The 17361-nt window shown below is 67.7% G+C and carries 20 protein-coding genes, 4 tRNA genes and 1 riboswitch; of the genes, 4 read left to right on the plus strand and 20 right to left on the minus strand.

The genetic code is table 11. From position 1 onward, the window contains the following. Positions 1 to 16: 16 nt before the first annotated feature. The 5 genes from trpC to hisI form a co-directional block, all read right to left on the minus strand. The gene (trpC, locus tag ASF72_RS13440) at positions 17 to 838 is read right to left on the minus strand and encodes an indole-3-glycerol phosphate synthase TrpC (protein ID WP_056599723.1); all 822 of its coding nucleotides are present in this window, start codon (positions 836 to 838) and stop codon (positions 17 to 19) included. Next, on the minus strand, positions 838 to 1125 hold the full coding sequence (locus ASF72_RS13445; protein WP_050684077.1) for an HGxxPAAW family protein: 288 nt from the start codon (positions 1123 to 1125) through the stop codon (positions 838 to 840). The genes trpC and ASF72_RS13445 overlap by 1 nt, the downstream gene beginning before the upstream one ends. 126 nt (positions 1126 to 1251) lie before the next feature. After that, a complete protein-coding gene (locus ASF72_RS13450) occupies positions 1252 to 1881 on the minus strand; it encodes a Trp biosynthesis-associated membrane protein (RefSeq protein ID WP_056599724.1) in 630 nt (209 codons plus the stop codon). Then, positions 1881 to 3443, minus strand: coding sequence for an anthranilate synthase component I (locus ASF72_RS13455; protein WP_056599725.1), 1563 nt, complete (start codon positions 3441 to 3443; stop codon positions 1881 to 1883). The genes ASF72_RS13450 and ASF72_RS13455 overlap by 1 nt, the downstream gene beginning before the upstream one ends. Before the next feature lie 100 nt (positions 3444 to 3543). Further along, positions 3544 to 3987: a phosphoribosyl-AMP cyclohydrolase gene (gene hisI / locus ASF72_RS13460; RefSeq protein WP_056599727.1), complete on the minus strand. Its 444-nt coding sequence runs from the start codon at positions 3985 to 3987 to the stop codon at positions 3544 to 3546. Between the two features lie 111 nt (positions 3988 to 4098). On the opposite strand from hisI, the gene ASF72_RS13465 reads away from it, so the two are divergent. Further along, positions 4099 to 4743 carry a TIGR03085 family metal-binding protein gene (locus ASF72_RS13465; protein WP_050684120.1) on the plus strand — a complete coding sequence of 215 codons (645 nt, stop codon included), beginning with the start codon at positions 4099 to 4101 and terminating at the stop codon, positions 4741 to 4743. Between the two features lie 70 nt (positions 4744 to 4813). Here ASF72_RS13465 and hisF read toward each other — a convergent pair whose 3' ends face one another. From hisF to ASF72_RS13540, 15 genes are all read right to left on the minus strand, one after another. Then, a complete protein-coding gene (gene hisF / locus ASF72_RS13470; protein ID WP_056599728.1) occupies positions 4814 to 5590 on the minus strand; it encodes an imidazole glycerol phosphate synthase subunit HisF in 777 nt (258 codons plus the stop codon). 45 nt (positions 5591 to 5635) lie between these two features. After that, positions 5636 to 6496, minus strand: coding sequence for an ATP phosphoribosyltransferase (gene hisG / locus ASF72_RS13475; protein ID WP_050684072.1), 861 nt, complete (start codon positions 6494 to 6496; stop codon positions 5636 to 5638). A gap of 90 nt (positions 6497 to 6586) precedes the next feature. Further along, positions 6587 to 6850, minus strand: coding sequence for a phosphoribosyl-ATP diphosphatase (locus tag ASF72_RS13480; RefSeq protein WP_009358176.1), 264 nt, complete (start codon positions 6848 to 6850; stop codon positions 6587 to 6589). Positions 6851 to 6946: 96 nt separating this feature from the next. Continuing rightward, on the minus strand, positions 6947 to 7432 hold the full coding sequence (gene ribH / locus ASF72_RS13485; RefSeq protein WP_050684071.1) for a 6,7-dimethyl-8-ribityllumazine synthase: 486 nt from the start codon (positions 7430 to 7432) through the stop codon (positions 6947 to 6949). Between the two features lie 18 nt (positions 7433 to 7450). Continuing rightward, complete coding sequence (ribA, locus tag ASF72_RS13490) at positions 7451 to 8179, minus strand: GTP cyclohydrolase II (RefSeq protein ID WP_056599732.1); 729 nt, start codon at positions 8177 to 8179, stop codon at positions 7451 to 7453. Further along, positions 8176 to 8934: a 3,4-dihydroxy-2-butanone-4-phosphate synthase gene (gene ribB / locus ASF72_RS13495; protein ID WP_082484271.1), complete on the minus strand. Its 759-nt coding sequence runs from the start codon at positions 8932 to 8934 to the stop codon at positions 8176 to 8178. The genes ribA and ribB overlap by 4 nt, the downstream gene beginning before the upstream one ends. Beyond that, the gene (locus ASF72_RS13500) at positions 8931 to 9575 is read right to left on the minus strand and encodes a riboflavin synthase (protein WP_050684069.1); all 645 of its coding nucleotides are present in this window, start codon (positions 9573 to 9575) and stop codon (positions 8931 to 8933) included. The genes ribB and ASF72_RS13500 overlap by 4 nt, the downstream gene beginning before the upstream one ends. After that, entirely contained in the window at positions 9575 to 10690 is a 1116-nt protein-coding gene (gene ribD, locus ASF72_RS13505; protein WP_056599734.1) for a bifunctional diaminohydroxyphosphoribosylaminopyrimidine deaminase/5-amino-6-(5-phosphoribosylamino)uracil reductase RibD, read from the minus strand. The genes ASF72_RS13500 and ribD overlap by 1 nt, the downstream gene beginning before the upstream one ends. After that, positions 10690 to 11412 carry a nicotinamide riboside transporter PnuC gene (pnuC, locus tag ASF72_RS13510; protein WP_056599735.1) on the minus strand — a complete coding sequence of 241 codons (723 nt, stop codon included), beginning with the start codon at positions 11410 to 11412 and terminating at the stop codon, positions 10690 to 10692. The genes ribD and pnuC overlap by 1 nt, the downstream gene beginning before the upstream one ends. 97 nt (positions 11413 to 11509) lie before the next feature. Next, positions 11510 to 11659, minus strand: a riboswitch (FMN riboswitch). Positions 11660 to 11698: 39 nt separating this feature from the next. Beyond that, a complete protein-coding gene (gene rpe / locus ASF72_RS13515; RefSeq protein WP_050684066.1) occupies positions 11699 to 12376 on the minus strand; it encodes a ribulose-phosphate 3-epimerase in 678 nt (225 codons plus the stop codon). 53 nt (positions 12377 to 12429) lie between these two features. Then, on the minus strand, positions 12430 to 14013 hold the full coding sequence (locus tag ASF72_RS13520) for an RsmB/NOP family class I SAM-dependent RNA methyltransferase (RefSeq protein ID WP_056599737.1): 1584 nt from the start codon (positions 14011 to 14013) through the stop codon (positions 12430 to 12432). After that, positions 14010 to 14930: a methionyl-tRNA formyltransferase gene (gene fmt / locus ASF72_RS13525; RefSeq protein ID WP_056599739.1), complete on the minus strand. Its 921-nt coding sequence runs from the start codon at positions 14928 to 14930 to the stop codon at positions 14010 to 14012. The genes ASF72_RS13520 and fmt overlap by 4 nt, the downstream gene beginning before the upstream one ends. After that, positions 14927 to 15514: a peptide deformylase gene (def, locus tag ASF72_RS13530; protein ID WP_050684063.1), complete on the minus strand. Its 588-nt coding sequence runs from the start codon at positions 15512 to 15514 to the stop codon at positions 14927 to 14929. Before def ends, fmt begins: the two co-directional genes overlap by 4 nt. 64 nt (positions 15515 to 15578) lie before the next feature. Further along, positions 15579 to 16439, minus strand: coding sequence for a cytochrome (locus ASF72_RS13535; RefSeq protein ID WP_056599742.1), 861 nt, complete (start codon positions 16437 to 16439; stop codon positions 15579 to 15581). 105 nt (positions 16440 to 16544) lie between these two features. After that, positions 16545 to 16616 (minus strand) — tRNA-Val (locus tag ASF72_RS13540). A gap of 335 nt (positions 16617 to 16951) precedes the next feature. Between ASF72_RS13540 and ASF72_RS13545 the strand changes: the two genes are divergently transcribed. From ASF72_RS13545 to ASF72_RS13555, 3 genes are all read left to right on the plus strand, one after another. Next, positions 16952 to 17016: transfer RNA gene (locus tag ASF72_RS13545), tRNA-Gly, on the plus strand. Positions 17017 to 17055: 39 nt separating this feature from the next. Next, positions 17056 to 17126, plus strand: a tRNA-Cys gene (locus ASF72_RS13550). A gap of 40 nt (positions 17127 to 17166) precedes the next feature. Then, a tRNA-Val gene (locus ASF72_RS13555) sits at positions 17167 to 17238 on the plus strand. The last annotated feature ends 123 nt before the right edge of the window (positions 17239 to 17361 follow it).

Raw genomic sequence — 17361 nt, forward strand, 5'->3', positions numbered from 1 at the left:
CACGGCGGCCTGGGGTTCAGCGGCGCGAAGCAATCGCTGCGGCGCCGGCCGCGGTGAATTCCGCGATCCGTTCCTGGGGCGTGGCGTGGCTGACCAGCGCCTCACCCACCAGGATGGCGTTGGCACCGTTGGCGGCGTAGTGGGTGACGTCGGCGGCATCGCGGACACCGGATTCGGCCACCACCACTGCCCCGGCCGGGATGCGGCCGGCAAGCGACGCAAACACGGAACGATCGACGTCGAGCGTCTTCAGGTTGCGCACGTTCACGCCGATGATGCGTGCGTTTGCCGCGGCGGCCCGCTCGATCTCCGCTTCGGTATGCGTCTCCACGAGCACATTCATGCCCAGTTCGGCGCTGAGGGCGCTGAACTCGGCAAGCTGGGCATCGGACAGGGCTGCGACGATGAGCAGGACCAGGTCCGCGCCGTGGGCGCGGGCTTCCCAGATCTGGTACTCGTCCAGCGTGAAGTCCTTGCGGAGCAGCGGCACGTCCACGGCGGCACGGACAGCATCGAGGTCCGCAAGGGACCCGTTGAAGCGGCGCTGTTCGGTCAGGACGCTGATGACGGCGGCGCCGCCGTCGGCGTACTGCCGGGCCAGCGAGGCGGGATCTGCGATGCTGGCGAGGTCACCCTTTGAGGGGCTGCGGCGTTTGATTTCCGCAATGACCTTGAGCTGTTCCCGGGACGTCGAGGTGCCGCCGAGGGCCTGCCAGGCGTCCCGGACGGGCGGCGCCTGACAGGCCCGGTCCTGCAGTTCGGACAGGGACACCAGGCGTTTGCGGCTGTCCATGTCCTCCCTGACACCGGCGTTGATGTCATCGAGAACAGTTGCCATCAGTGGCCGGAGTTCTTCAGCTTGCTGCCTTCAACGCCGTAGCCGGCCTTGCGCATGGCGTAGCCCAGGATCAGGCCAACCACCATGACTGCTGCGCCGGCGATGAAGATGGGGGTGCTGGCAATAACGAAGGCGATCGAGGCGATGAGCGCGCCAACCAGCATCACGATGACGCAGGTCCAGGCGGCGGGGCTGTTGCCGTGGCCGAGTTCCTGGCTGTGGTCGACGGCGCCGGGGGCCACCACTCGGGTGCCGGACGGGGAAACGGACGCGGGTGCTTTGCTCATGGAAATCTCCTCAGGGTGAATACTGCTTACATTCTGCCATTTTTTGGCGGCCCACCGCGTATCGGCAGGCCGCCGTATGCCGTCCGGCGCATGCCCGCTGGCTTACTGGGCCCCCGCCGGCGTGGTTCAGGTAGGGTCGTCGCCCCGGGACAGCCGGTCCCAGCTGTCGATCTCGTCGACGGGCCCGGCCGGCGCCGCAATTCCGGCTGCAGCGGGCTGGTCATATTTGGTGCGCGCCTTCCAGTGCCGGCTGGCGGGCAGCACCAGGAGCCCGGCCACGGCCAGCAGGCACCCGGCCACCACGGCCAGGATGGGGAAGACTGTCAGGTCCACCTGCGCCTGGCTGCCGGTGACGCCGGTGGCGGCGGCAATGGAACCCTGCGACGCGGCAAGCGGGTCGGCCAGGACGGTGGCCACCGCGGCGACGATGCCGGCCGAGGCCAGGACGATGATGGCGGTGATGATCCACCGGGCGATCCTGCCGGCAATCGACGCTGCCAGTCCTCCGGCCAGGGCCACCAGGGCCAGGGCCGTGACGGTGGTGGCCGCCTTGCTGCCCTGGACCGCCAGCGCTTCCAGGGAGCCGCCGGCCTGGCCCACCGTGCTGGGATCCAGGGTGACGGTCATCCACGTTTGGGTTGTAGTGCCGAAAACGCCAAGGGCAAGGACCGCGATGAGCAGCACCAGCGTGGACTTCCGGGCCCAGGCCGGAGCACGGGTGGCCTTGGTGCTGGTGGCGGGTGCGGCGCCGGCCATCAGGAATCAGCTCCGTCGGCCAGGGTCTCCGCCGAGATGTTCCGCAGCGATCCTGCCGTGTGCACGGCGCGCAACGGGGCCGCCGCCTTGTTCACCGTTTCGAGGGCCTCAGTGGCGTTGACGGAGTCCGCCACGATGCCGCCGCCGGCCTGGACGTAAGCGCGGCCTTCCCGGACCAGGGCCGAGCGGATGGCGATGGCCATGTCCATGTCGCCGGCGAAGTCCAGGTAGCCCACCACGCCGCCGTAGATGCCGCGGCGGTGCGGTTCGAGTTCGTCCAGCAGGCGCAGGGCGCGGGGCTTGGGCGCGCCGGACAGCGTGCCGGCAGGGAATGTGGCCTTGAGGACGTCGTAGGCCTTGGCCTGCGGGGAAAGTTTACCCACCACGGTGGAAACCAGGTGCATGATGTGGCTGAACCTCTCCACCTCCATGAATTGGGTGACGTCCACGGTCCCGGCCACACAGACCTTGGACAGGTCGTTGCGGGACAGGTCCACCAGCATCAGGTGCTCGGCCCGTTCCTTCTGGTCTGCCAGCAGTTCCTCGGCCAGGGCCTTGTCCGCTTCAACGTTTTTGCCCCGGGGCCGGGAACCGGCAATGGGGTGCGTGATGACGTCCTCGCCGGTGACGGTGACCAGCGCCTCGGGTGAGGAACCCACAATCGAGTATTCCCGGCCGTCAGCGTCCTCGAGGCTGAAGATGTACATGTAGGGGCTGGGGTTGGTGTTGCGCAGCACGCGGTACACGTCCAGGGCGGAGGCCTTGCATTCCATTTCAAAACGTCGCGAGATCACCACCTGGAAGACCTCACCATCCACGATGGCTTCCTTGCCGCGGTCCAGGGCGGCAAGGTATTCGGATTCGTCCCAGCGTTCCTGCACGCTGGCGGCGAAATCGAGCGCGGCCGGTTCCAGGACGGTGACGGGCTGTGCCACGGGGGTGCTGACCTTCGCGAGCAGCGCCTTCACCCTGGCAACAGCGTCATGCCAGGCGTCGTCGACGCGCTCGGAGCTGTCGTCGAAGTTGATGGCATTGGCGATCAGCAGCACGGTGCCGTCCACGTTGTCGTGCACGGCCATGTCGGTAACCAGGTTCAACGCCATTTCCGGCAGGTGCAGGTCATCCTCCGGCGGGCTCACCAGGCGTTCCCAGTGCCGCACGGTTTCCCAGCCCAAAAAGCCCACCAGGCCGGAGGTGAAGGGTGGCAGACCATCAAACCGGTCGGTACGCAGCGCCTCGATGGTGTCCCGGACCGCGTCCACGGGGTTGCCGTCCACGGGCACACCGGCCGGGGGCTCACCCAGCCAGTGGGCGCTGCCGTCCTTGGTGGTCAGGGTGGCACGGGACCTGGCGCCGATGAACGAGTAACGGGACCAGGCCCCGCCCACGGCCGCGGACTCCATCAAAAAGGTTCCGGGCTGGCCCTGGGCCAGCTTGCGGTACAGGCCAATGGGCGTTTCGGCGTCGGCAAGGACTTTGAGCCGGACGGGAATGACGCGGCTGTGGCCGGCGAGTTCGCGGAACTCCGCCAGGCTGGGGCTGATGGTTCCAAGATCCTGCATGGCTATGGGTTCCGCCTGTTCTTGTGCGGGCCGGATGCGCCGGCCCTTGGAGGTGGGGTGCAGAGGGGGTGCCGTGGTTCCGGGGAACGGCCCCGGAACGTCAGTTGGCGGTGCCGGTTTCGACGGCGAGGTCCCTGCCGTCGAAGCAGGTGCGGGTGCCCGTGTGGCAGGCCGCACCCACCTGGTCCACGCGGACCAGCAGGGCATCGCCGTCGCAGTCCATCGCCACCGATTTGACCCATTGCACGTGGCCGGACGTATCGCCCTTGCGCCAGTATTCCTGCCGGGACCGGGAGTAGAACGTGACCCGGCCGCTGGTCATGGTGCGGTGCAGGGCTTCATCGTCCATCCAGCCCAGCATCAGCACCTCATTGGTGTCGTACTGCTGGACAACGGCGGCCACCAGGCCCGCGCTGTCGCGCTTCAGGGCGCCGGCGAGGGAAGCGGGCAGCGGGCTGCCGGCAGGGACCGGCGCCGGGGCCGTGGAAGGGGCTTCGGGCGTGGCGGAACCGGGGAACGGGGCGGGGGCGGGCTGCTCAGACATCAGGTCAAGTCTAGTGCCTTGGCCGTTGCCGGATCGGATGTGAACGGCGGCACGCCAGCGGCGGGGCCGGCGGTGCCCAAGTACGCGCGTCTCGTGCTAGTTTTCCAAGTGATGCATTTCGTCGAACCGTCCCGAGAAGTCCTGGCCGAGACCCTGCTTGCGGCCGGCCCTGATGCGCCCACCCTCTGTGCTGGCTGGCGCACCAGGGATCTTGCCGCGCACCTTTACCTGCGCGAACGCAAGGCCGCTGTGGGGCTGGGCCTGATCATCAAGCGCCTGGCCAAGGCGTCAGATGCGGCCACGTCCCGGCTGGCTTCGAAGCTAACGTCCGCCGAGGACTACGCCGGACTGGTCAACACCTTCCGCGCCGGCCCGCCGGCGCTCTCTCCCATGAAGATCCGGGCGCTGGACGAAAGCTCCAACCTGATCGAATACTTTGTCCACACCGAGGACGTCCGCCGCGCCGTGGACCGCTGGGCGCCCCGCGCGCTGGACGAGGCCTACTCGGACGCCCTCTGGGATGACCTGGTGAAGCGTGCCGCCATCCTGTACCGCGGCGTGGACCTCGGGATCGTCCTGGTCCGTCCGTCCGGTCCCCGGCACGTGGCCAAGCGTGCACCCGTGTCGGTGGCCATTGTTGGCGAGCCGGGCGAACTGCTGATGCACGCCCACGGCCGGACGCGCCATGCCCTGGTCACCTTCGAAGGCCAGCCGGACGCCGTCGCGCTCCTGCAGTCAGCCGAAGTAGGCCTCTAGCCTCACGTTGCGCTATCACTCCTGGTGCCCAAAACCGCTTTTTGGGGACCAAAAGTGATAGCGCAACGGGTTAGCGGACCTCGAAGCCTGCCGCGCGGATGGCGTCCTTGACCTGGGACATCATGTTGTCCGGTCCCCAGTGGAAGATCGAGGCGGCCAGGACAGCATCGGCACCGGCAGCAACCGCAGGCGGGAAATGTGCGGGCTCCCCCGCGCCGCCGGAGGCGATGATGGGCACCTTAACGGCGGCCCGGACCAGCCGAATGAGCTCCAGGTCGAAGCCGTCCTTGGTGCCGTCCGCGTCGATGGAGTTGAGCAGGATCTCCCCCACCCCGCGGTGCGCAGCCTCACGCGCCCATTCGATGGCATCGATGCCGGTTCCGGTGCGGCCGCCGTGGGTGGTTACTTCAAAACCCGAGGGCGTGGGCTGCGAGCCGGGACGGGTGCGGCGGGCGTCGACGGACAGGACCAGGACCTGGGAACCGAAGTGCCGGGTGATTTCGTCGATCACGTCCGGGCGGGCCACGGCAGCAGTGTTGATGGCGGCCTTGTCTGCCCCATAGCGCAGGAGCTTGTCCACCTCGGCGACGCCGCGGACGCCGCCGCCGACGCACAGCGGGATGAAGACTTCCTCGGCGGTGCGGCGGACCACGTCAAAGGTGGTTTCGCGGTTGCCGGAGGAGGCCGTGACGTCCAGGAACGTCAGTTCGTCGGCGCCGGCGTTGTCGTAGCGGTGGGCCAGCTCCACGGGGTCGCCGGCGTCGCGGAGGCCCTCGAAGTTGATCCCCTTGACGACGCGCCCGGCGTCCACGTCAAGGCAGGGAATGACACGTACTGCTACCGCCATGGGAGGCTCCTGGGGTTCGCTGGTGGGTGCTGCTGCGCGGAAGGATCAGATGCGGCAGGCGTGGATGCTGCTGACCAGGATGGCGCGGGCGCCGAGGTCGTAGAGCTCATCCATAATCCGGTTGGTGACCTTCTTTGGCACCATGGACCGGACAGCCACCCATTCGGAGTCCCGCAGCGGCGAAACGGTGGGTGACTCCAGGCCGGGGGTCAGCGCTGCGGCCTGCTCCACCAGTTCCTTGCGGATGTCGTAGTCCATCAGCACGTACTGCCGGGCCACCAGGACGCCCTGGAGGCGCCGGATCAGGACCTCGATTTCCTTGGCGGTGCCGTTGGCGGCGCCACCGTCGCCGGTCCGGCGGATCAGGACGGCCTCGGACTTGAGGATGGGCTCGCCGAAGATTTCCATCCCGGCGGCCTTGAGGGTGTTTCCGGTTTCCACAACGTCAGCGATCGCATCGGCCACGCCCAGGCGCACGGAGGATTCCACGGCGCCGTCCAGGCGGACCACCTTGGCGTCGATCCCGCGTTCGGCGAGGTAGTTGCGGAGCAGGCCGTCGTAGCTGGTGGCCAGGCGTTTGCCGGCCAGCTGCTCAGCCGAGGCGAAGTCGCCCACGGGACCGGCAAACCGGAACGTGGAGGCCGCGAAACCCAACGGAAGCAGTTCTTCGGCTTCCACCTCCGCGTCCAGCAGGAGGTCGCGGCCGGTGATGCCGACGTCGAGCGTTCCCTGCCCCACGTACACGGCGATGTCGCGGGGGCGGAGGAAAAAGAACTCGATGTCGTTGTCCGGGTCCATCATGACCAGCTCGCGGCTGTCGCGCCGCTGCCGGTAACCGGCCTCGGCGAGCATGGCGGACGCGGCTTCGGACAGGGAGCCCTTATTGGGGACGGCTACTCGCAGCATGGGAATCTTTCTGGATCAACGGGTCTTGGGGTTCAGGCAATGCAGGCCACAGCAGGCACGGCGGCAGGGTGATGCGCGCCGGGCAGGTGGCTACAGATGCTTGTAGACGTCTTCCAGGGTCAGGCCTTTGGCGAGCATCAGGACCTGCAGGTGGTACAGCAGCTGGGAGATTTCCTCGGCCGCGGCTTCATCGGATTCATATTCGGCAGCCATCCAGACTTCGGCTGCTTCCTCAACGACTTTTTTGCCGATGCCGTGAACACCGGACTCCAATTCAGCGACGGTGCGGGAGCCTTCCGGGCGGGTGGCTGCCTTCTCGCTGAGCTCAGCGAACAGCGTCTCGAAATTCTTCACGCCCACCAGCCTACTTGCTGCGGCCCGCACGGCGCGTCCCGGGCCGTTGCATGACGGGCGCGATGTGAGCGAATACACACCGCGCCCGGAGATCTGCTACGTGTATTGCTTCAGGACCAGGGCGGTGGCCAGGGCAGCGGTGACGGCCTCATGGCCCTTGTCTTCCTTGGAGCCGGCCAGGCCGGCGCGGTCCAGGCCCTGCTGTTCCGTATCGCAGGTCAGCACGCCGAAGCCCACCGGAACCCCCGTGGCGACGCTGACGTCGGTGAGTCCCGACGTGGCGGCCTGGCAGACGTAATCAAAGTGCGGGGTACCGCCGCGGATTACGACGCCGAGCGCCACCACCGCGTCAAAGTGCGGTGCCAGCCGCGCGGCAGCCACAGGCAGCTCGAAGCTGCCGGGTACACGCAGTACCGTGGGCTCTGCGATGCCGGCGTCCTTGGCGGCGCGCAGGGCACCATCCAGGAGGCCGTCCATGATGGTGGTGTGCCAGCTGGCGGCAACAATCGCGAGCCGGAGCTGCGACGTTTCCGCCGGGTTGAGTGTGGTCAGGTCGATTTCGGGGGCGCCGTGTCCGCTCATGGGTAAGTGCTTTTCCGTTCAGTTCGTTGCGTCGGTGGGGTCGTTGAAAGGGGTGCCGGGGCTGGTGACAGGCAGCGGGACAACTGTGGTGTCCAGCAGCAGCCGGTGTTCCATCCGGTCTTTTTTGGTGCGCAGGTAGCGGATGTTCTGCTCCCGTGAAGGTACTTCGGTGGGGACCATCTCCACCACGTTGACGCCTGCGTGGGCCAGCCGGTGCTGCTTGTCCGGGTTGTTGCTCAGGAGCCGGACCTCGTGCAGGCCCATCTCCGCCAGGACCTGCGCGGCGGCGTTATAGGACCGGGCATCCACGGGCAGGCCAAGCTGTTCGTTGGCTTCCACGGTGTCGAAGCCGGCTTCCTGCAGCGCGTAGGCCTTGATTTTGTTGGCCAGGCCAATGCCGCGGCCTTCCTGGCCGCGGAGGTAGAGAAGGGTGCCGCCCTGTTCATGGATCATTTCCAGGGCGTAGGCAAGCTGTTCGCCGCAGTCGCACCGGTAGGAGCCGAAGACGTCGCCCGTGAGGCATTCGGAGTGGAGGCGCACCAGGGGGGCTTTGCCGTCGCTGGGCGGGGCGGGTGAGCTGACGGCGAGGTGCTCCACGCCGGTCACCAGGTCGGTCCAGGCCTGCGCCACAAAGTCACCGTAGGCGGTGGGCAGCTGCACTATGGGCCCGCCGCTGACCGGATGGGCCATGGCTGTTCTGCCGGTCCGTCCGCGGTGGCCGTCACTGCTGGCTGCGGATGCCGTCATCGTTTCTCCTTTGCTCCGCCCGGAACATCCCGGACGTTGTGTGCGGGGGCGTCCCCGGCCCCTGCTTCAAGATATGCCACCAGGTCAGCGATGGAGACCAGGGGGCAGCCGTGCTCTGCCGCGAAAGCACGGAGTCCGTCCAGGCGCATCATTTCGCCGTCGTCGTACACCACTTCCGCGATCACGCCCACCGGAGCGAGCCCGGCCAGGCGGCACAGGTCCACCGCGGCCTCGGTGTGGCCGGGGCGTTCCCGCACACCTCCCTCAACGGCCCGGAGCGGGAAAATATGCCCGGGACGGGTCACCGATTCCGGTGCCGACTGCACATCCGCCAGCACCCGGGCGGTCAGGGCCCGGTCAGTGGCGGAGATTCCTGTGCTGACACCGAGGGCAGCGTCGCAGGACACCGTGTACGCGGTACCTTTGGCGTCCTCGTTGACGGCCACCATCGGCGGCAGCGCCAGGGCGTCGGCCCGTTCGCCGCTCAGCGGGACGCAGATGACGCCGGAGCTGTACCGGATGGTCCAGCCCATCAGAGCGGGAGTGGCGAACTCGGCCGCGAAAATGATGTCTCCCTCGTTTTCGCGGTCCTCGTTATCCACCACCAGGACGGGTTTCCCCGCGGCCATGGCCGCCACGGCGTCCACAATGGCGGACAGGCCCTGCGGCGGAACCGGTGCCAACCCGGGGCCAGCCAGTGCCGACGGGGCAGCGGCCGGGGTGCCGGCCGGATCTTCGTGGACGACGGCGCTCATCGGGTTTCCCCGGTGGCGTCGCCGTCAGTGGTGGTCCGGAAAGCCAGGAGGCGTTCGGTGTACTTGGCCAGCACGTCCACCTCCAGGTTCACCGGGCTGCCGGTGGACTTGGCGCCGAGGCCGGTTTCGGCCAGCGTGGTGGGAATCAGTCCCACCTCGAACCACGGGTCCGGGTGGTTTGCTTCGCTGACGGCCGTAACGGTGAGCGAGACGCCGTCAATCGCGATGGATCCTTTTTCCGCGATGTAGCGGGCCAGGTTGCCCGGCACGCCGAAGCGGAGCCGTTCCCAGTTGCCCAGGGCCTCGCGTTCGCGCAGGCTGCCGACGCCGTCAACGTGGCCCTGGACCACATGGCCGTCCAGCCGCCCGCCGGCCGGGACGCAGCGTTCGAGGTTCACGGCGTCGCCGGCGGCCAGGCCGCCGATGGTGCTGCGGATGAGGGTCTCCCCCATCACGTCGACGCTGAAGTCCTTGCCGTCGATGGCCGTGGCGGTGAGGCACACCCCGTTGACGGCGATGGACCCGCCGAGGGCCAGTCCTTCGGTGGTGCCGGGGGCATGCAGCCGCACGGTGGCGCTAATGTCGCCGTTGCGGTCGACTGAGAGCACATGTCCCTGCTCGGCGATAATTCCGGTAAACATCAGTTGCCTCCCTGGGCTTGCTCCGCGGAAGTGCGGGCGTTCTCTGGTGCAGCGGTGCGCTGCGGTCGTAAATGCAAACGGAGGTCCCGGCCCAGCGTCCGGACGGATCCGCCGTCGGCCTGGTCCCATTCCCAGTGCTGGGCGTCTGCCAGCGTGCCAATGCCCAGTCCGGCCAGGGCGGGGGTGCCCGATCCGAGCAGGGTGGGGGCCAGGTAGACGATCAGCTCGTCCACCAGGCCAGCGGTGAGGAAAGCACTCAGGATCCGCGAGCCGCCTTCCACCATCACGTGGCGGGCGCCACCTCCGTACAGCAGCCCAAGGGCCTCGGCCGGATCGCGGGTGGGCAGATGGACTGCCAACCCGTCGGCGCCGTGGATCGCAGCGCCGGCCGGGACGCCGCGGAGGCCCATCACGGCGCGGACCGGTTGCCTGGCCGCAGGTTCCCCCTGGCTGTCCCTCGCGGTGAGGCGGGGATTGTCCACCAGGACCGTCTGGGTGCCCACCAGGATGGCGTCGATGCGGCTGCGGAGGGCGTGGTTGTCCGCCAGGGAGGCCGGGCTGGAGATCCACTGGCTGGTGCCGTCGTCGGCCGCGATCCGGCTGTCCAGCGTCTGCGCAATATGCAGCGTCACGAAGGGCCGCTGGGCAGCCACCGCTTCGAACCACTGCCGGTTCAACTCAAACGCTTCCACGCCAGCCAGTCCGCTGCGGACGCTGATGCCGGCGGCGCGGAGGGTTGCGGCGCCACCGGCGGCCGGATCATGGGGATCGTCCACGGCGTACACCACGTCCGTGATGCCGGCCGCAATGATGGCCTCGGTGCAGGGGCCGGTGCGGCCCACATGGTTGCACGGTTCCAGCGTGACCACCATGGTGCAGCCGGCCAGGTCCACGCCCGCCGCCGTCGCCTGTGCAATGGCGTCCGCTTCGGCGTGCGCAGTTCCGGCGCCCCGGTGGTACCCGGTTGCCAGCGTGGTTCCGTCCGGACCGACGACGACGGCCCCCACCAGGGGGTTGGCGCCCCTCGGGCCCAGCAGCGCGGCGTCCAGGGCCTGCGCCATGGCCTGGGCCTCCGTAGCCCGGAAGGGCACGGCGACGGCGTTTTCGGCGGCCATCAGAGCTTCACCCTGGGGTCCGGGAAGCCTGTTTCAACCGAGGCCGCGGGCGTATCCCCTGCGCTGGCGGAGGACGTGGCGTTCCGGGATGCCTTCCACCAGACAAAAAATCCGGTCAGCGTGAAGAACCCGTAGAACAGGTACATAAACGCGCTGGCGTAATAGCCGGCGCTGAACAGGAGGGGCACGCCCACGATGTCCACGGCCACCCAGACCAGCCAGAATTCGGTCCAGCCGCGGGCCATCCCGTAGGTGGCCAGCAGGGAACCGGCGAAGGTCCACGCGTCTGCCCACACCGGCGGGTAGGAGCCCAGCCGGTCAAACAGCGGCGTCAGGGCCAGGGTCCCGGCCACCATCGCGGCGCCCAGAATCCACCGGGTGCGGGTGCTGGCCCACTGGGGCACGACGGCGGTGTTCCCGCCGCCGGCGTCGCGGCGTTGCTTCCAGCGGTGCCAGCCGTACGCTGCCACCACGATGAACATCACCTGCCGGCCGGCCTGGCCCCACAGCGTGGCGGGTGTCGCGGAGCCAAAGACGTTGCCCAGGAAAACCGTGAGCAGCAGGAGGTTGCCGGCGATGCCCACCGGCCAGGCCCAGACCTTTCGGCGCATGCCGCCAAAGGCGCTTGCCAGGCCAAAAATGTTGCCCAGCACTTCTCTCAGAATCAGGACAGATCCCCCGACGGGGATCTGAGCGTCAAAGAGCCATCGCAGGAGGTCCATGTGTGTGTCGTTCCTTCCCGTTCGAACCGCGATGGCTCCGGGGGTATACGACAGCAGAGGGCTGCGGCGCCCCAAAAAAGGACACCGCAGTACAGCTGTACGTGCTTCTCTCATCCAGACTTTAACTGTCGGTACCGGAATTTCACCAGTTCAACCGTCCGCCGGGATTTTCCGAAGAAAAGCACCGGCTCGCGGGTCGCGGACTATCACCGCCGGTTCGGACTTACACCGACCCCGGAGCACGTATGTGTGTTGCTATTGTGCCATAACAGCAGGGCGCCGCCGGCTATTCCGTCGCTCCGCGTAACGAACGGCTGCCCCGCTCCCGCAGCCGCGTAATGGCTGCCTCCGGGTCCGCTGCACCGTACACGGCGGAGCCTGCCACAAAGACGTTGGCGCCGGCTTCCGCGGCGCGGATGATGGTTTCTTCGGTGATGCCGCCGTCCACCTGGATGGCCACGCCGATCCCCGAACCATCGATCGCGGCCCGGGCACGCCGGATCTTGGGCAGGGTCAGGTCAAGGAAGGCCTGGCCGCCGAATCCGGGCTCAACGGTCATGATCAGGAGCATGTCCAGCTCTTCGAGCATGTCCAGGTAGGGCTCCACCGGGGTGGCAGGACGGAGGGCCATGCCGGCCTTCGCACCCCGGCTGCGCAGCTCGCGGGCCAGCTTGACCGGCGCAATGGATGCCTCCGCGTGGAAGGTGACCGAGGCCAGGCCGGCATCGGCGAACCCCGGCGCCCAGCGGTCGGCGTCGGCGATCATCAGGTGGGCATCCAGCGGAACCGGGCTGACGGCCTGGATCCGCTGCACCACCGGCAGGCCCAGCGTCAGATTGGGAACAAAATGGTTGTCCATCACGTCCACGTGCACAGCGTCAGCCGTGCTGATGCGCTGCAGTTCCGCCTCGAGGTTCACGAAATCTGCGGAGAGGATGCTCGGGTTGATGCAGCATTGCGTCACGGGGGCGCCTTTCAGTGGCTGGCTGGGAGGAGGGGGTGCCGTAAAGCCGGCGGTCAGGCTTTTTTGCGGATCAGCGCCAGGAACATGGCGTCCGTGCCGTGCACGTGCGGCCAGAGTTGGGCGGTGGATTCGTGGCCTGCACCGAGGTTGCCGGTGAGGCTGACGGCATCCAGCGCAGACCCTGCGTCGAGCAGTTCCAGGTCGTCCCGCTTACGCATGGCGTCGGCCACCACGGCTTTGGTCTCTGCCGGGTGCGGCGAGCAGGTGACATAGGCAACCACTCCCCCGGGACGGACCGCGGCCAGTGCCGAGGCCAGCAGTTCCCGCTGCAGCGAACCGAGGTCCGCCAGGTCCTTGGGTGTGCGCCGCCAGCGGGACTCGGGCCGGCGGCGCAGGGCGCCAAGGCCGCTGCACGGCACGTCCACCAGAACACGGTCAAAAGTTTCGGGCTGTTCGGTGCCCACGTCGCGGCCATCACCGGTGCGGACCTGCCAGGTCTCCCGGGGTACGGCGGAAAGTGCCTGGCTGACCAGTTTGGCCCGGTGCGGTGCGGGTTCGTTGGCCAGCAGGGTGGCCCCACGCTGGCCGGCAAGGGCGGCCAGAAGGGCGGCTTTCCCACCGGGTCCGGCGCAAAGGTCCAGCCATCGCTCGCCGTCGGCGCCCGTCCCTTCCTTGTGTTGAGCGTCAGGCAGGTCCAGATCCACGGCGGCCATGGCGCGGGCCACCAGCTGGGACCCCACGTCCTGGACGCGGGTGGTGCCTTCCCGCACAGAGGTCAGCCGGCCAAGGTCACCGCCGCTGGAGAGGGCAGAGCCTTCCACCAGTTCGCCGGGTGTGGCGCCGCCTTCAAGCGCTTCGGCCAGGCTTCCCAGGCCGGGCAGCGCCACCAGGTTGACCACCGGTGCTGCGTTGTCGGCTTCGAGCAGGCCGGTGATTTCAGACGCCGGCCTGCCGTGGATCACCAGGGACTGCCGCATGGCGCGCACGATCCATTCCGGGTGGGCGTGCCGGAGCGAGGCGATTTTGGTCTCGTCGGTTTCGCCGGCCACGAGGAGGTCCAGCCAGCCGTCAAGGGTGTGCGCCGTGACCTTCCGGAGCACGGCGTTGATAAGCGCTGATGGTCCGGCGCCGATCACTGCGCGGGCCAGGCCCACTGTCTGGTCAAGTGCCGCGTGCGCCGGAACACGCATGGCCAGGAGTTGGTGGACGCCGATGCGCAGGGCATCGAGGATGGCGGGATCCAGCTGGTCGAGGGGCCGGTCCACGCACCGTGCCAGGATGGCGTCGTAGGTGCCCTGGCTGCGGAGCGCGCCGTAGCTCAGCTCGGTGGCGAACCCGGCGTCGCGCTTCTCCAGCTTGTGCTGGCGGATCCTGGCCGGCAGCACCAGGTTGGCGTACGCGTCCTCGGCTGCCACCGCCCGCAGGACTTCGAAGGCCACCAGCCGGGCGGGATCGGCCCGGCGGGTGCGCTGGGCCGGTGCGTTTTCGGTAAAGCTGCGCTGCGGTCCGCGGTTCCGTTCGCGGCCCTGGGCGTTGCGCCTGCTGGCGTCGCGCGGACCGCCGTTGCCGCGGCCGCCGCGCGGGACACCCTGCCCGGCGTTGCCGCCGCTTCCTGGATTGCCGCCGGAGCCGCTCATTCAAACACCACGCTTTCAAGGGAAGCCATACCGCGTGCCCAGTCGGCAGCGGCCATCATCTTTTTGCCCGCAGGCTGGATCCGGGTCAGTTCAACGGCGTGCGAGCCGGTTCCCACCAGCACCGACTTGCCGTGGAGCGCCACGGCACCCGGGGCCAAGGCCGTCACGTCGGGGCGGAGCAGGACCGGCTCGAGCTTGATGCGCTGCCCGTCCAGGAGGGTCCAGGCCCCGGGTTCCGGCGTGACGCCGCGCGCCTGCCGGTTCAGCGCCAAGGCAGGGTGGCGCCAGTCCAGGTGCCCATCCTCGAGCGTCAGCTTGGGTGCCAGGGTGACCTCACCGGCCTGCGGCCGGGGCGACGCAGTGCCGGCGTCGATGGCGGAGAGCGTCTGGGCCAGCAGGACTGAGCCGCTGTGGGACAGCCGTGCCAGCAGTTCGCCGGCCGTGTCTGCGGGAGCTACGGCCTCGGTGAGGGTGCCGAACACCGGTCCCGTGTCCAGGCCCTGTTCCAGCTGGAACGTGACCGCCCCGGTGATGTCGTCCCCTGCCATCACGGACCGCTGCACGGGCGCGGCTCCCCGCCACGCGGGCAGCAGGGAGAAGTGCAGGTTGACCCAGCCGTGCCGGGGAATGGTGAGGGCTGCGGGCGGCACCAGGCCGCCGTAGGCCACGATGGCCGCCACATCGGGGGCCACGGCAGTGATGGCGGCAACGGCGTGTGCGTCCACCCGGGCTGCGCGGATGACGTCGATGCCCAGCTCAGCGGCGCGCGCCGCAACGGGGGAAGGGGTGAGGACGCGCTTACGGCCGATCGGGGCGTCAGGACGCGTCAGGACCGCCACAACGTCGAAGCCCGCGCCCACCAGGGCATCGAGGGACGGGACGGCAACGGCAGGGGTTCCCGCAAAAAGGACCCTCACCCTTTGGTGCCTGCAGCGCCGGCGCCAAAGGCTGCCCCGCCGAAACTGGATCCTACGGTTTTGGCGCGCTTGGCTGTGGTCCGTTCCGTCACGGCGTCGTAGTTGGCGTTGCGGATGGACCGGAGGGCCGCCTTGCGGTCCTCGCCCTCCAGGCGGTCCGTAAAGAGGACGCCGTCCAGGTGGTCGTTTTCATGCTGGAAGCAGCGCGCCAGCAGGTCCTCGGCGGCCACCTCCACTGGGTTGTTGTCCTTGTCCACTCCCGTGATGCGGGTGGTCCGGAACCGCTTGACCGGGAATCCCAGGCCGGGGATGGACAGGCAGCCTTCCACATGGTCCGCCTGGAAGTCTTCGCTGTTTTCGAGGACGGGGTTGACGATGTGCCCCTCCACGCCATTGATCCGGTACGTGAAGACCCTTTTACTGACGCCGACCTGGGGTGCGGCCAGCCCTGCGCCGTCCACATCCTCCATGGTCTCGGTCATGTCCGCCACGAGTTTGGCCAGCTCCGGCCCGAAATCCGTCACGGGATCGGCAACTGTGCGCAGCACAGGATCCCCGATGATGCGGATATTCAGAATAGCCATGCGCTGTTTTTCCTCACGTAGAGCGGCATAGGGAACCCATCCAGTTTAGGTGCTCGCGGCCGGGCTAGGCGGTGCGGGCGTGGGCCAGCGCCGGCGGGGCGATGGGGAGCAGTGCCGTGCCGGCGCTGACGGTGTCCGCGTTCAGCTCCCAGACGCGGCGCAGCGCGCAGAATTTCCACCAGTGATGCTTCAGGACCTCGGGGTTGGCCCGGACGGGCCGGACCTCGGTTTCGCCAATAGCCACTGCCAGCAGGATGGGGTCGTTGCCGTGCTGCCACGGCTCCCAGGTGCCGGCCTGGGCGTCCAGCAGGCTTTCCTCGGCCTTCATGCCGGCCACCAGCTGCATCACCACTTTGTCGTCAAGGGGTTTGACCTGCCCGTCCCGGGTGGTGCCTTTGGTCTTGTAGTCGATCAGGCAGACCCGGCCATTGATGCGGGCCACGAGGTCCAGCGTCCCGGCGTAGCCCACGGTGCTGTTCCACACCGTGATCTCCGGGGCGATGGGTTCCACCTTGAACAGCTCCCACCATTCATCAAACCTGACGGCGAAGGATTCCTCGCCGTTGGCTGCCAGCGCCTCCCGGGTTTCCTTCATGGTGTGCGGCCGGCCCAGTGCCCGCAGGGCAACCTGCTCACAGTAGTTGTGCACCCGGTCCCCGCGGCGGGCGGCGTCGTCACGGTACGTTTCGGCTGCCTTGGCTGCACGGTTCACGGCCTGCCGGATCTTTGCCGGACTGCCCAGGCTGTCTGCCAGCAGCGGGTCCTTGGCCAGGCTGCTTGCCCCCATGTAGCCGAACCAGCCATCGAGGCCGTGCGGCTGCTGCCCGATGACATTGGTGATGGACGGCACGGCAAACTGCTCCGACGTGGACCGCGCATACATCCGGCCGTATTCGGTGGCGTGGGCGAGGAGTGGATCTGTCATACAGGAAACTCTTTCACAGGGGGCCGACAATATCTCCGGGGTCTGGCACCGGGCACAAAAAAGGTCCGTCCCCGCTCTCAACGAGCGGAAACGGACCTTCTGCGGTGGGCGATACTGGGTTCGAACCAGTGACCTCTTCGGTGTGAACGAAGCGCGCTACCACTGCGCCAATCGCCCTGATGCACTTGAATGCTAGCCGACGCCGGGGCCATTTGAAAAATCGGCCGACGGCGGCTGGTTCCGCACTCCCCTCACGGTACCCATGAGAGGTGGCGCGTCAGGCCAAAGCAGTCCCGACTGGTCGTCGCCACCCTCTTTGCGCTGGGAACGGCGTCGGGAATTACATGGCTGTAATTTTCAAGTTCCGCGCCATTACTGGGAAGGAAGGCTGCCACCGCCGGAAGCTGACCCGCGATTTGGAGAATCCCGGAACCTCCTATATTGTTTTTACTCGTTGGAACGCGAGGAAATGCCGGGTACGGCAGCGAATCATGCCTCCAAAATGCGGACGTAGCTCAGCTGGTAGAGCACCACCTTGCCAAGGTGGATGTCGCGAGTTCGAATCTCNNNGCAGGACACTGTCATGGCAATCATTCTTTGGAATGGGCGCTTACACGGTGGGTTGGCCGAGAGGCGAGGCAGCGGCCTGCAAAGCCGTTCACACGGGTTCGAATCCCGTACCCACCTCGGTTAAAACCATGGCTTTCCAGGTAGCACTGGAAGCAATGGGCGATTGGCGCAGCGGTAGCGCGCTTCCCTGACACGGAAGAGGTCACTGGTTCGATCCCAGTATCGCCCACTCGGCAAGGTAACTTGCCTGCTTGCAGTTTGGAACGGTTCCGGCCGGAAAACTGCAGACGCGGACGTAGCTCAGCTGGTAGAGCACCACCTTGCCAAGGTGGATGTCGCGAGTTCGAATCTC

Source organism: Arthrobacter sp. Leaf141, assembly GCF_001424565.1.
Lineage (GTDB): Bacteria > Actinomycetota > Actinomycetes > Actinomycetales > Micrococcaceae > Arthrobacter.